The sequence below is a fragment of the Polynucleobacter sp. MWH-UH2A genome (genome assembly GCF_018687195.1).
GTDB lineage: Bacteria > Pseudomonadota > Gammaproteobacteria > Burkholderiales > Burkholderiaceae > Polynucleobacter.
Window position 1 is genome coordinate 871597 of record NZ_CP061321.1, and the last position, 14243, is coordinate 885839.

General features: G+C 44.4%; 11 protein-coding genes. 10 read left to right on the top strand and 1 reads right to left on the bottom strand.

The genetic code is table 11. The features are described 5' to 3' along the window. Positions 1-44 precede the first annotated feature (44 nt). From IC571_RS04620 to IC571_RS04655, 8 genes are all read left to right on the top strand, one after another. Positions 45-1679, top strand: coding sequence for a ShlB/FhaC/HecB family hemolysin secretion/activation protein (locus IC571_RS04620; protein ID WP_215317639.1), 1635 nt, complete (start codon positions 45-47; stop codon positions 1677-1679). A 19-nt stretch (positions 1680-1698) separates the two neighbouring features. Next, a complete protein-coding gene (locus IC571_RS04625) occupies positions 1699-4254 on the top strand; it encodes a filamentous hemagglutinin N-terminal domain-containing protein (protein WP_215317640.1) in 2556 nt (851 codons plus the stop codon). Positions 4255-4377: 123 nt separating this feature from the next. Continuing rightward, entirely contained in the window at positions 4378-5484 is a 1107-nt protein-coding gene (locus tag IC571_RS04630; RefSeq protein ID WP_215317641.1) for a chemotaxis response regulator protein-glutamate methylesterase, read from the top strand. Positions 5485-5494: 10 nt separating this feature from the next. Then, a complete protein-coding gene (locus IC571_RS04635) occupies positions 5495-6310 on the top strand; it encodes a protein-glutamate O-methyltransferase CheR (RefSeq protein ID WP_215317642.1) in 816 nt (271 codons plus the stop codon). 17 nt (positions 6311-6327) lie between these two features. Then, positions 6328-7854, top strand: a complete 1527-nt coding sequence (locus IC571_RS04640; protein WP_215317643.1) for a hypothetical protein — start codon at positions 6328-6330, stop codon at positions 7852-7854. Then, positions 7844-8677 carry a hypothetical protein gene (locus tag IC571_RS04645; RefSeq protein WP_215317644.1) on the top strand — a complete coding sequence of 278 codons (834 nt, stop codon included), beginning with the start codon at positions 7844-7846 and terminating at the stop codon, positions 8675-8677. The genes IC571_RS04640 and IC571_RS04645 overlap by 11 nt, the downstream gene beginning before the upstream one ends. Positions 8678-8744: 67 nt before the next feature. Continuing rightward, entirely contained in the window at positions 8745-8897 is a 153-nt protein-coding gene (locus tag IC571_RS04650) for a hypothetical protein (protein WP_215317645.1), read from the top strand. A 93-nt stretch (positions 8898-8990) separates the two neighbouring features. Then, positions 8991-9242, top strand: coding sequence for a hypothetical protein (locus tag IC571_RS04655; RefSeq protein WP_215317646.1), 252 nt, complete (start codon positions 8991-8993; stop codon positions 9240-9242). A gap of 232 nt (positions 9243-9474) precedes the next feature. Here the strand turns inward: IC571_RS04655 and IC571_RS04660 are convergent, their stop codons facing one another. Next, the gene (locus IC571_RS04660; protein WP_215317647.1) at positions 9475-10371 is read right to left on the bottom strand and encodes a hypothetical protein; all 897 of its coding nucleotides are present in this window, start codon (positions 10369-10371) and stop codon (positions 9475-9477) included. Positions 10372-10559: 188 nt separating this feature from the next. Here IC571_RS04660 and IC571_RS04665 point away from each other — a divergent pair, with 188 nt between their 5' ends. Continuing rightward, positions 10560-11993 carry a sensor histidine kinase gene (locus IC571_RS04665; protein ID WP_215317648.1) on the top strand — a complete coding sequence of 478 codons (1434 nt, stop codon included), beginning with the start codon at positions 10560-10562 and terminating at the stop codon, positions 11991-11993. Between the two features lie 109 nt (positions 11994-12102). Further along, a complete protein-coding gene (locus IC571_RS04670; RefSeq protein WP_251373508.1) occupies positions 12103-14238 on the top strand; it encodes an alkyl/aryl-sulfatase in 2136 nt (711 codons plus the stop codon). Positions 14239-14243: the final 5 nt, after the last annotated feature.

A 14243-nucleotide genomic window follows, 5' to 3' on the forward strand; every position in this document is an offset into this window, starting at 1 on the left:
CTATACCGGACCTGCTTCGTCGGGCGATATTTCTCTTAATGATTATGGTTGGGCACGTAACCTTAGCGGCGCCCCAGATTGACTCCGGTAACGTATTTCGCGAATTAATTGATAACAATCAAACCATTCGAAATTCGGTTGAGCCTGCCAATGTATTAGAGGTGAAAGAGGCAAGACCTAAGCGTGTGATTGTTCCGCTGGGTACCAATGAGGACTTGCCGGTTGAGGTTACTCAAATCCAGTTGGTTGGTGATGTTCCAGAGGATGTGCCGGTTGATGAAATTAGTGCAATCCTCATGGCCCCTAAGAAAATTTCTCGCATGAGCCAGCTCAAAGAATTGGCTCAAAAAATTGAAGATTTAGTACATGCTAAGGGTTATCCCGTATTTCGGGTGATCGTCCCAGACCAGGAGATTTTCAACGGTCGTGTGCGGATGCTGGCTTACAACGGCAAGATCGATAAAGTCGTAAATATTAAGGGTAATCCCAAAAGAATTGATCCTGAGGTGCTTCAGCAATATTTTGAGGATTTGATTAAAACTGGCGGATTTAAGAGGCTCGATTTTGAGCGAACCATGCTCTTAATCAATGATTTGCCAGGTGTAAAAGCCAAGTTGGTTTTAAATCCAGGTCGTGAGCCAGGATTGATTGATGCGGATCTGGAAGTAACCGAGGGCGCGCCAGTACGTTGGAACGTAGTGGCTGATAACTATGGCTCGAGCTCAACCGGTAAGGGTCGATTGACTGCAGTATCTAAACTGGATGATCTGACGGGTGTTGGCGATCGATTAACGGTTCTGGGAACCGTAACCACCCAAAGCTTAGTTGCGGGAATGCTCGATTACAAAAGGCCGATTGGGGTTAGCGGCTTAGTTGGTGGCCTGAACGTTTTAGCATCCAATTATCAAACTTCAGCGAATGCTACCTCTTTGGCCAGTACTGGCCATAACCAAAGTTATGAGGCAAATCTTTCGTACCCCTTAATTTTGCAATTTGGAAAAAATTTGTATGCGGATGCAAGTTATGCATCTCGTGACTTTTATACGGCAGTAGCTGGAACCCAGGCTCAAATAGAAAATATTGAAGTGGGAAAGGTCGGTTTACGCGGCGCTATTACAGATAATTTCTTAAACGGTGGTTCAACCTTTGGTAATTACTACTACTACAACGGTACGGTATATCCTCACCAAGGATATGCAACCACTAATCCTGCTGCTTATCAAAAAACCACATTTGGTCTTGTAAGGGCCCAGTCCCTGCCCTCGGGGTTTAATTTGTTATTAAGTTGGTCTGGTCAGCGCACCGACAACTTATTAGATAGCTCTGAGCAATTTGCGCTTGGTGGTGTCAATGCGGTGAGAGCATATGGCCCAACCGCTGTTTTTGCTAATAAAGCCAACTTATTTACTGCGGAATTAGGAAAAGATCTAGCGTCTGCGGGGGATTATGGAGTCATCAAATCCTCCGTCTTCTATGATCAGGGTAACGATATCTCTGATCCGATTTATGGGAGTGGGATGCTCCGTGGTGCAGGTGTAAGCTTATCTCTACAAAAGTGGGGATATTACGAGTTAAAAGCTATTTATGCTCATCGCATAGGTACGTTTAATGGCGGTGTTTTGCTAGATGATGGCACGCAAAGCGGTAGGGTCTGGGTAAGTTTGTCTACATTCTTCTAAATCAAGAATCAAAAATATTATGAAAAAAGTTAAAGCTCCATTTTTTAAAGTTTCCGCTATTACGTTCTTGATGGCAACTTCAGGCATGGTAATGTCTGCTCCGCCGTCATCTACGACTTTGCCGACATACTCAGCAACGGGAACAAACGTTACTTCGATTGCCACCTCTGGCAACACGATGACTGTAACAACCAATGCAGCAAAAGCTATTCAAACATGGAATACCTTTTCCATTGGTTCAGCGGCAACTCTAAATGTGGTTCAGCCTAATTCTTCTTCTATTTTGCTTAATAACGTTGTTAGTGGTGCACCCCTTAGTCAAGTCTACGGAACTATTACCTCTAACGGTGGCGTTTGGTTAGTTAATCCGCAGGGTATTTATTTTGGGGCTGGATCAACTGTATCTACAGCTGGATCGGTTTTCTCAACTTTGGGAATTACCGACTCGAGCTTTAACAGTACAAACTACACCTTCACAAATGGTGGAAGTGCTGGATCAATCAACTTAAATGGATCGATTACAACAAGCAGTGGTTCTTTGGCTGTTATTGCCCCAAATGTTTCTCAGGCGGCTGGTGGATCAATTAATGCTGCAAAAGAAGTGCATTTGCTTGCAACAGATAACGCTCAATTAGCAATTGATAGCTCGGGTTTAATAACAACCAACTTAAGCCAGTCTGCTGTCCAGGCCATTTTGGATACAAGAGGCTCAATTACAACCACCAACGGCCATATTGAATTAACTTCAATGGGGCAAGGGCTGGCAAGTACAGCACTAGTTACTGCTGGTGGAAACATTAGGGCTGGTGGTAGCGGTAATGTTTATATCAACGCCCCATATGGTGCTTACAAATTAAATGGAGATATTTCTGCTGGCGGCGGAAATGTCATCGTTACTGCTAAATACCTTACTGAAGATGATTCAGAAATTGAAGCAAGGCAAGCGGCACAAGCTGCTGGTTCTCAAGGGGCAAATCCTCAAGGAAATTCTTCTGGCTCGGGAATGATTGAAGACAACTCTTCTAATCAGAAAAAAGTTGGTGACGCCAAATCTGTAAAAGTTAAAAAAGTAGAAGCTGGTAAGAGCCAGGCAGGCGGTCAAGGCGGTCAGGGCGGTAACCAAGGCGGTGGCCAGGGTGGAGCTCAAGGCGGTCAAGGTGGCCAGGGTGGCCAAGGCGGTCAAGGTGGCCAGGGCGGTAACCAAGGCGGTGGCCAAGGTGGAGCTCAAGGCGGTCAAGGTGGTCAGGGCGGTAACCAAGGCGGTGGCCAAGGCGGTCAAGGTGGTAACCAAGGCGGTGGTCAAGGCGGTCAGGGCGGCCAAGGCGGTGGCCAAGGCGGTCAAGGTGGCCAGGGCGGTAACCAAGGCGGTGGCCAAGGCGGTCAAGGTGGCCAGGGCGGTAACCAAGGCGGTGGCCAAGGTGGAGCTCAAGGCGGTCAAGGTGGCCAGGGTGGAGCTCAAGGCGGTCAAGGTGGCCAGGGCGGAGCTCAAGGTGGCCAGGGTGGTCAAGGTGGCCAGGGTGGTCAAGGTGGCCAAGGTGGTAACCAAGGCGGTGGCCAAGGCGGAGCTCAAGGCGGTCAAGGTGGCCAGGGCGGTAACCAAGGCGGTGGCCAGGGTGGAGCTCAAGGCGGTCAGGGCGGCCAAGGCGGTGGCCAAGGCGGTCAAGGTGGCCAAGGTGGTAACCAAGGTGGTAACCAAGGCGGTGGCCAAGGCGGAGCTCAAGGCGGTCAAGGTGGCCAGGGCGGTAACCAAGGCGGTGGCCAGGGCGGTAACCAAGGCGGTGGCCAAGGCGGTCAAGGTGGCCAGGGCGGTAACCAAGGCGGTGGCCAAGGTGGTAACCAAGGTGGTGGTCAAGGCGGTCAGGGCGGCCAAGGCGGTAACCAAGGCGGTGGCCAAGGTGGCCAGGGTGGTCAAGGTGGCCAAGGTGGTAACCAAGGCGGTGGCCAAGGCGGTGGCCAAGGCGGTCAAGGTGGCCAGGGCGGTAACCAAGGCGGTGGTCAAGGTGGTGGAAATACACCTCCGGCAGGCGGCAATAACAACCCACCAGCTGGCGGAAACAATACCCCTGCACCAGGTGGAAATAGCCCAACAACTACGCCACCCTCTGGCGGTAATAATGCTGAACCTCAGCAGGCTAATCAGGCTCAATCAAATGCTGCTCGTTTAAATCAACAGCCTGGTTTAAATATTCCAACCAGGGATCAGGTTCCAGTGGTCAATTCGCAAGTTGTTATTCTCAAACCAGGTCAAGCTCCCGTTATTGAGAAGGGGTACGCTATCAAGCCTCAGGCTAATAACGTTGACGTTAAGTCATTGAGAACTGTTGATCCTGTTTACAGGGCACCTGGTGCAGAAACTGGCTCAACCAACTTTGCTGTAACTGTAAGAGGTGCGAATTTGCCATTTACAGCTACAACTACCGAACAAGGTATGCAAATTAAGCCTTTGAATGCTGCGGCTGCAAGGTATGTTGAAGGAAATCAGGCTACTGTTGTTCGTAATGCTGTTGGACAAGCGGTTAATGATTTAGGGGCGAAACCAGAAAACTTTAAGACGATTTATATTAACTTTAATTAATCGAAAAATAGATTTTTTGGTTAACTAGGCTTGCTATTCCTTTGGGTTTGGTAAGCCTTTTTATTAATTAAACTTTCGCAATTTGCTAAATTAGATTTTAGTGAATGTTCAAGGACTTACATTTTGATTGCAAATAAGATACGCGTTCTTATTGTTGATGATTCTGCAGTCATTAGAAAAATTATCACCAAGAGTCTTAAGAGTTCCGATCAAATTGAAGTTGTTGGTTATGCGGTTGATGGCGAGGAGGCAGCTAACTCGGTCGATTTGTTAGTGCCTGATGTTGTCATTCTTGATACGGAAATGCCAAAAATAAATGGCATCCAAGCATTAAAAAAGATTCGTGAAAATCATCCAGATTTACCAATCATCGTGTTTGGTTCTCATGCGCACAGTGATAGTGAGGCTGCAGTTGAGGCTTACTCGGTAGGCGCAAGTGATTGTGTTGCCAAGCCAGACCATGCAAATATAAGCATTTCTGAGCTTAGTCGGGTTATTGAGGGTGAGTTGATTTCAAAAATCATCAAGCATGCAGGACAAAGAGTATTTCGAAAACAGTTAAATCTCAGAAAAGCCTCATCTAATACACAACTAGACGTGGCTTTAAACAGTGAGAATCAAAATGAGAGAACTTACCTTGAGCATTTGAGTGGGGTACGAGCAATTTGTATAGGCTCTTCAACGGGTGGCCCTATGGCTTTAATAGAATTACTAAAGCAAGTAAGACCCACGCTTAATATTCCAATTTTTATCGTGCAACATATGCCGGAAGGGTTTACTACTTCATTGGCGACCAGATTAGACGCTATTAGTAACGCAGAAGTCAAAGAAGCTGAGCATGGAGAAATAGCAATTCCAGGCAAGATATATATTGCCCGTGGCGGGCTGCATATGACGTTAATAAAAGTGGGGGAAGACGTTGCAATTCACTTAAATAGTAAGGCTCCCGAAAATAATTGTCGCCCTTCGGTGGATGTACTTTTTCGTTCTGCATCTCAAGTTTATGGCTCAGCAGTTTTAGCGATTATCTTGACGGGGATGGGTTCAGATGGCTTGCATGGGTGTCATGTAATCGCTGAGAAAAAAGGTTTAATTTTTGTTCAAGACGAGCAAAGTAGTGTGGTGTGGGGGATGCCTGGTTCGGTTTCCAATGCTGGTCTAGCCTCAAAAGTAATGAGCATTAACGGAATTGCCGAGCAAATCAATTTATGCAAACTAGATCTAGCGTAAGGTATCTAGGATGCTAAAAGTATATTTGCCTAAGTTTTATCAATTGCTTGAGGAACATTTGGGCATCACATTGGATGAAAGCAAGCAGTATTTAATAGAGTCTCGCTTATTGCCCATAATTGAGAGCAGTGATTTTGATAGCGTACTCTCTCTGATAAAGTATTTAACGCAAAATGATATTGGCGCTCTTCATTGGAAGGTATTTGAGTTATTGATTACCAATGAAACTTCGTTTTTTCGCGATAAACATGTATTTGATGGAATAAAAGACGTATTGATTCCAAAAATCATTAAAGATAACCAAGCATCCAAGACGATTCGCATATGGAATGCTGCAGTATCCTCTGGGCAAGAAGCTTATAGTGTTGCCATGCTTATAAGCGAATTCTTCCCTGAATTAAGGGATTGGAAAATCACCATTCATGGAACCGATGTCTCTAGGGCCATGCTCGATAAGGCCAAGGCTGGCATCTATACCGCCCATGAAGTGAATCGTGGAATTGACAAATTTTTCAAAGATAAATACTTCTCCTTAGATAGCGGTGGCAATTATTTAATTAATCAACCCATCAAAGAGATGACGACATTTACTTTGTTAAATTTAATTTCGGAGTGGTCTATGCCAGAAAAGTATGACTTAGTGATGTTAAGAAATGTGTTGATTTACTTCAATCACAAAACGCAAGTTTCAGTTTTGGACAAGGTTACCAATTACATTGACTCAAATCATGGCGCTCTGGTGGTTGGCGCTTCTGAAATTTTGCCCAATACAAACTCCTTAGTGAGATCGAATTTGGGTGGAACGTTCTACTACCGACCGATTTAAGTTATATATTTAATCCCATGAAAAAAATTTTGTACCTTTCTCAGCTTTTTTTAATGTTCTTCGTTGGCAGTGTTTTCGCCCAGCAAATAACTTCAGCCGCAACTTGGTTTGAAAAATATAAAGATAGGCCTGTCATGCTCAGGCAATTTCTTCAGTTAATGCCCAAAGGCGCAGATTTACATAGCCATCTATCGGGCGCCGTATATGCAGAAACTTACTTAAGTATTGCTGAAAATTTAAATTACTGCATAGATAATTTGACTTATCGACTTTATCCAAGTCCCTGTAAAAGCGGTTCTGGAGATCTCTTGGTGAAAGATATATCCAAGGACTTTCGTGAAAAAGCGATTGATGGTCTCTCAGTGAGAAATTTATCTGCCGGTAATCGAACAGGGCATGATCAATTTTTTGGTAGTTTTGCCTTATTTGGCGGCGTATCAGCCAGTAGCGAATCTCAGGCGATACTGCTCGCAGAAGTTGCTAATCGCGCAGCGAAGGAAAGCATTCAATTACTCGAATTGTCTGTATCAATCCAGAGTAAAGCAGTTCAAGCGTTGGGCGCTAAATATCATTTAGACCCTCAGTCAAACTTTGATGAAATTCGGAATCAATTGATTGATAGTGGTCTATTCAAGTTGGTTGAAAAAGGAGCGCGCGATGTAGATGCTGTAGACCATGCCTACCAGAAGAGAATGCGCTGCGGAGAGGGTGACGCTCAACCGGGTTGTGCAGTAAAAATTCGCTATATACTGCAAACTAGTCGCAATGCTCAGCCTAATGAGGTTTACGCTCAGCTAGTGTATGCCTTTGAGTTATCAAAAGTAGATCCACGGATCGTGGGGATTGGATTGGTGTCTCCTGAGGATGGCCCTGTTGCACTTCGTGACTACGACTTACAGATGCAAATGATTGCTTTTTTAAATAGCATCTCACCTAATACAAGAATTACTCTTCATGCAGGTGAATTGGCATTTGGGTCCGTGCCTCCTGAGCAATTGCATCATCACATCAAAGATGCGGTGAAGCTTGCCAAGGCTAACCGGATTGGTCACGGAGTGGATATTGGCTATGAAGATAATGCACTAGAAACTATGCAGTACATGAAGGACCACAATGTAGCAGTCGAGATTTGCTTAACTAGCAACGACGTCATTTTGAATGTAAAGGATAAAAATAGTCCTTTGAGGGATTACATTAAAGCTGGGGTCCCAGTAGTTTTGGGATCTGATGACCAAGGAATTTCTCGAATTGATTTGACTAATGAGTATCTGAGAGCTGCTATCGAGCAGCAACTTACCTATTCACAACTGAAACAAATTTCCAGGAACAGTCTGACCTGGAGTTTTTTGCCTGGAGCAAGTTTATGGCAGAGCCCTATGCAAGCTAAAAGGGTGGTGGCATGTCTAGGCGAGAATGCCATTAACAATAACATCAGTGCAGCCTGTCAAAAGTTTTTAAGTGGTAGTGAAAAGGCGAATTCACAGTGGGTCTTGGAGAAGAAACTGGCTACATTTGAGTCTTTGCCGCAATGGCGTGGTCGATAAATTGTTTAATGGTTTTCTGATTATTCGCAAACGGCTTGCCTTAAAGTTTTTCGCTTTTGTATTTTTATTAAACCTATCATTTGATGGAGTTGCATCAGGTGTTGTAGCGGTACCCCCATTGCAATCTGGAGTTTTATATTCAAGTCAGCCTATCATGACTATGTATTACTCGGGCGTAAAAGCAAAACGGGTCATTGTTTATCTGTCTGGCGGCTGGGGCAGGATTGGCCTAAAGGCAAGCACTGGTGCAATGGTTGATCCATTCTCGAAGATGTTGATAGCACTAACAAAGCCAAAGCTTTCATCGGGTAAGTTTGATGTTGTTTTTATGGATAGTCCAAGTGAGCTGCATTGGATGACTCAAAGAGGTAGTGCAGACCATTTATCCCGCATTCAATCTGTCGTTCAATACTATAAAAATCGAACAGGCTTGCCGGTTTGGCTAATGGGTCATAGTAATGGTGCCTTGAGCTTGAGTGCGTTTGTTCATTATCTGCAGGAAGCCAACGAAGTTAATATGGTAGACGGCTTAATTATTAGTGCCGCTCGTAATGAAACTTCTTTTTCTCCGCCACTGACGATGCCTATGCTTTTTCTTCACCATGAAGAAGATGGGTGCATTAATACTCAACCAAAAAATGCTTATGCTACTTATGAGCGGCTGATTCAGTTTGATAAAGCTAAAATCAAATATGTGTCCATAGGAACTGGGGAGTATGATGTGGATGACCCCTGTGTCAGTGGTTATCATATGTACTTTGGGGCTGATAGAGAGGTGATCTCAGCACTAGATCGCTACTTTGATGAATCACCAAATCGCTAATTTTGTCGCCAACTTGCCTTGGTGAATTATGTTTTACTTTATTTTAAAAAATATTTAGGAGTATAGGGTGGCATCAATCGAATTAGGACAGAGCAATCTTGAGCGTGGCCGCAATGATGCAGCATATGAAATCTTCATGGATTTGGCCCAGAATGATTTGAATGATGACGCTCTATACGCATTAACCAAGATGTGCTGGGATGGCAAGCTTAATGCATAGCAGTTAGCCAAGTTTTATGAATTTCAAAATTCTAGTAGCTCGCTAGGCAATGGTTATGCTCTCTTTAATGTGGGGCTGATGCATGAAAAGGGTATGGGGCTAATAAAGCAAGACTATAAGATTGCTGTGCAGTATTACGAAAAAGCCATTAAGCACGAAGTCATGGATGCGTACTGTAATCTAGGCAGTATTTTTGTTCTCGGAACCGGCATGGAGCAAGGCGTTCCGCGTAATGTTGAGCGTGGTGCTGACTTCTGGCTGTTGGCGCTAATGAAGGCAGTCGCCAGTGCGCTTATACACTGGGCTCTTTATACGGAAAAGGCGAGTTCATCGCCCAAGATTTAAAGAAGGCATTTTACTTTTTAACCTTAGCTGCTCTAGCAAAACACGATCAAGCCCATAGGGTATTGCATATTTTCCAAGTTACGCATAAAGGTGACTTTACAGAGCAGTTCGATGCTGCCCAGAATCAATTTTGGAAAATTGAGAATATGAGACGACTCTATAAGTGCATTTAAGTATGATAATTGATTGCCCATCCGCCAAATTCTAACAACCACCTTCGGGTGGTTTTTTATTAGAAGCTAGCGGCCAATCCAATGGATGTGCCACGCACGTTTTGTCCAAATTGATAACGAAAGACAACTCTGATTCTGCTAAAGAGGGGATCAGACGCGCTTCTGTCTAATTCAATACCGGTGCCAACAGACGATAGCGAGTCAAATCCCAAGGCCCCGCGAAGATCACCTAAGAATTCAGTATGAGCTAATTCAAATACTGCTCGCAGTGGTCTATCTAGAAGCATAATGGGTGTAGGAATGCGACTGCGAGCCCATATGGCAAGGCTTTGCGAATCTGCCGAACCTTGAACAGCAGTAGAGGTGTCAAATGTTTTTACGGGGATATTGGTATAGCGCAGCTCGACATCAATCTCTTGATCGGGTTTGTAATTCTCATAATCGAGCATCAGGGATCCACCAAGACCATAAGAGTTCATGCGACCGCCATTGAGGAATTGCATATCAACGCCAGTACGATTTTGGATGACGCGAGAGGCGATGGACAGATCACTTTCCAGATGTCCTAGCATGACGTTAGCAATCGGTCTAAATCGCAGTTCATCCGTGATGGGAAAATCCCAGCCAATTCCGCCAGTGCCGGTAACGCTGTTCCAGTGTACGGGGACGGCAGCAGAACTGCTGCCAATGCCATCAATAAAGGTCGGGTTGTAGCGATTAATGGCCATTGTTCCCTCTAAATAAAGCGGGAAGTTCGCACTAATGCGATCGCCGCCACCAAGAGAGATCATTCTCAAATCAGAATCATCGCCACCATTGCGAATCGATAAAGAACCCGTTGTGACATCAGGAGTTAATGAGTACCCCGTAATTGTCATAAAGGCATCTGCTCTTTTTTTGAGAAAGTTATTGGCAGCGTTATACAAAGCAGACTGAGCCTGTAATTCACTGCTCATCAATGCAGTCAATGTATAAAAAAGCGTGGCAAAGAATCGGGGATATAGCCGCATGATTAAATCGCGATAGACGCCACTATGTGGCAACAGTAAGGCAAAGCCAATTTTAAGTCACCCTAGGTGCTGCTAGCCTTAGGGATAATGCCAAACTATCATTCAGACATCTAGCTCGTTGTACGATAGTGTCTATGAAGGTATTGATAGCGCTTTACTTCTTTATTTTGGCCATCATTCAGATGGGCCTATTTTTTGGTATTTATCACTACTTTAGATCTCAAGATTCTGTAAAACCCAACCCATATTGGATGAGCTCGTTGCTTGCCAGTATGCTTGCTTTATTTATTTTTGGTGCAGGTATCGTCACTGTGGACGATATTGCCAATCCCGCTTTTAATTTCACCATTGGTAATTCCTTGTTTTATTTAGCGGCGGTGTTGCAGGCTTTATTTTGTCACTCTCTTAACCGTCCAGTATCAAAGGCTCAGAAAGTTGGATTTGCTTTCTCAGCAGTTATTTTTTTGCTTATCTTTGAATGGATGCGAAACGCTAGCAACTTTGAGATTCGCACTGGCTTCATGTGTGTTTTGGCAAGCATCTTTTATGTGTGGCAAATATATGAAGTGCGCAAAAAGAGGAACATGGAGCCATCTAGCCAGCTAGCCTATTTGCAATATGCAAGTTCAGCCGAATTATTTTTTGCAATTGGTCGCTTTGTTATCTTAGTCATCTCTTCGTTGACAATCCGACATATTGATCAGATTCCGCAAGTCTTGATCCTATTTACGATTACCCAACTGGTGATGAATACCTTGTCTTATATTGCTATTGGTAGTTACTGGGCTGAGCAAATTGCCAAATCAAATGCTCGGTCTCAGCTAGAGAATGAGGAAATCAAGACTTTATTGCAGGAGCGGGAGTCTTTGATCGCTTCATTGTTAAGGGCCAATAAAACGGCTAGTACTGGCGCATTGTCAGCTTCAATTGCACACGAATTAAATCAGCCTTTAGGAGCTTCAAGTCTGAACATTCAATTTTTGCAGAAGAAGTTAGCCGAGGGTGAATTGAACCCAGTCTTGCAAAAGGAGATTTTAGATACATTACTTTTCGATAATCAGCGTGCTGCAGCCATTATTAAATCATTGCGATCGATTTTCTCTGATGAATCCTTGAGTCCTGCAAAAATTAATGTAGGCGAGTTAATTCAATCCGTTTTAAGTATTACTAAGCCCGAAATCACTTCCAAGAAAATTCAGGTTGCATTGCGTTTAGAGAATGGTCTAGTAGCAATTGCCAATCCAGGAGAGATGCGGCAAGTTTTATTAAATCTAATCAACAATGCGATTCAATCTTTGGCCACATCTTCGGCTGTAAATAAGCAAATTACGATTGAGGGCAAGCATCTTCATAATGGCTTTATTCAGGTTGTGATTGCGGACAATGGAGCTGGGGTATCGGAAGAGGCTCAAAGACACTTATTTGAATTGCTTTCTAGCACTAAGCAGTCAGGTATGGGCCTAGGGCTTTGGCTATGCAAGCATATTGTTACCCGTCACGGCGGCTCTATTGCCTATGAGTCGAATGAGGGCGGCGGTGCTAAGTTTGTATTTGATTTGCCTATTTAAGATATTAACCAAGGTACTTAGAGTAATTTAAGTTAGCCCAATGGCTAATTGCCATGTGTAGGACGCAACCTATCATGGAGTTTCAGAAATCATATTTTTGGAACTCTTTGTGTCTATCAAATCCACCCCAATCCTTATCGCTTCTTCATTGGCTTTTGCCTTACTTATTTCTTCCTTAAGTGCAAGTTCAGCATATGCTGCAGGCGGGGGTGGTGTAGTTGCAGATCCAGGTGCAATGCAGGGCAAGCACTTTGATCCTAAAGGTAAGGTGCCATCCAGTTACACCGTCGAACTCCAGAATGGATTACGTAAAACTTTGCCGTTTGAAGACAGGCGCGACTTTGAGGAGTCGAAACGTGGATTTATAGCAGCGCCTGCTTATAAGTCGATTATGGCCGATGCGGGCAACGTTGCGTGGGACATGGGTAGCTATGAATTTCTACTTCAAGGTAAAGACTTTGATAGTGTTCATCCATCTCTACAGCGTCAAGCGATTCTCAATATGGGCTACGGTCTCTATGAAGTTGTGCCTGGCAAGATTTATCAAGTACGCGGCTTTGATTTGGCAAACATCAGTTTTGTAAAAACCGATACTGGCTGGATTGTGTTTGATCCGCTCACTGCAAAAGAGACCGCTAGAGCTGCCTTAGAGTTAGTTAATGAAAAGCTTGGCAAACGCCCAGTCGTAGCGGTGGTGTATTCACATTCCCATGGCGATCACTTTGGTGGTGTGCGTGGTGTGGTGGATGAGGCTGATGTTAAAAGTGGCAAAGTAAAGGTGATTGCACCTGCAGGCTTTATGGATCATGCTGTTGCCGAGAATGTCTACGCCGGTAACGCCATGACCCGTCGTATGTACTTTCAGTATGGTGTTTTATTGCCTCGTAGCCCCTTTGGGCACGTAGACCAATCGATTGGTAAGAATACTGCTGCTGGAAACTTAGGCTTGATTGAGCCCAATGTCTATATTAACCAGCCATTTGAAAAAATGATGGTTGATGGCGTGGAGATGGAGTTTCAAAACACTCCGGGCACCGAAGCGCCAGCGGAGATGAATACTTATTTTCCGCAATTTAAAGCATTTTGGGCTGCTGAAAATATTACAGGTACGATTCATAACATCTACACACTACGCGGTGCTTTAGTGCGTGATGCTCTAGCATGGTCTAAGAATATTAATAGTGCTTTATATCGCTACGGCAATGAAGCTCAAGTGATATTTGCTTCTCATAGCTGGCCGCGCTGGGGTAATGAGCGCATTCAAGAAGTGATGCGCACCCAGCGGGATAGTTATGCGCATCTGAATAACGAAGTCTTACATCTTGCCAATAATGGCGTGACGATTAATGAAATTCATAATGTTTACAAGCAACCAGAGAGTTTGAGATCTCAGTGGGCAGCCCATAGCTACCATGGTTCTGAGGAGCACAACAGTCGCGCTGTAGTCAATCGCTATCTTGGTTATTGGGATGCCAACCCAGCTAGCTTAATTCCTTTGTCACCAAAGGATTCGGCGCCTCTATATGTCGAGATGATGGGTGGCTCAGGGAAGATTATGGCCAAAGGCCGTGAACTCTATAAACAAGGCAAGTATCGTGAAGCAATGGAGATTGTGAATAAGTTGGTTTATGCACAACCCAATAGCACCGCAGCTAAAGATTTCTTGGCTGACATCTTTGAGCAAATTGGTTACCAAAAGGAAAGCCCAAGCGTACGCAATAGTTTCTTGGGTGCGGCATATGAACTTCGCCATGGTATGCCCTCGGGCGCTTCACCAAAATCCAATGGCCCCGACATGATTAAGGCGATGACTACCGAGCTTTGGTTAAATTCATTAGCTATCAGCATGGATAGCAAGAAAGCTGCTGGCATGAACTTCACTATCAATCTATCGACACCAGATAATGGTGAGAAATTCGTGGTGGAGATGAGTAATTCTGCGCTGACCAATATCAAAGGTCAGCAGGCTAATAATCCCACGTTGACGCTGACTGTTAACCGCAGTGAACTCGAAAAAGTGATGGGTGGCCAAACAACATTTGATCAATTGCAAGCAGAGGGCAAGGCAAAGTTTGAGGGCGATCGCAAAGCTTTTGATCAATTGAGGTCTACTTTGACAATCTTTAAACCCGATTTTGAGTTGATGCCTGGTACTAAACCCAAGCCAGCCGCAAAAGAGGACATGAAACCCAAAGCGCAAGATCCATTTGCTGCTCAGGAGTTGGCTATTACTGCGGGTGAGTAGTCTTC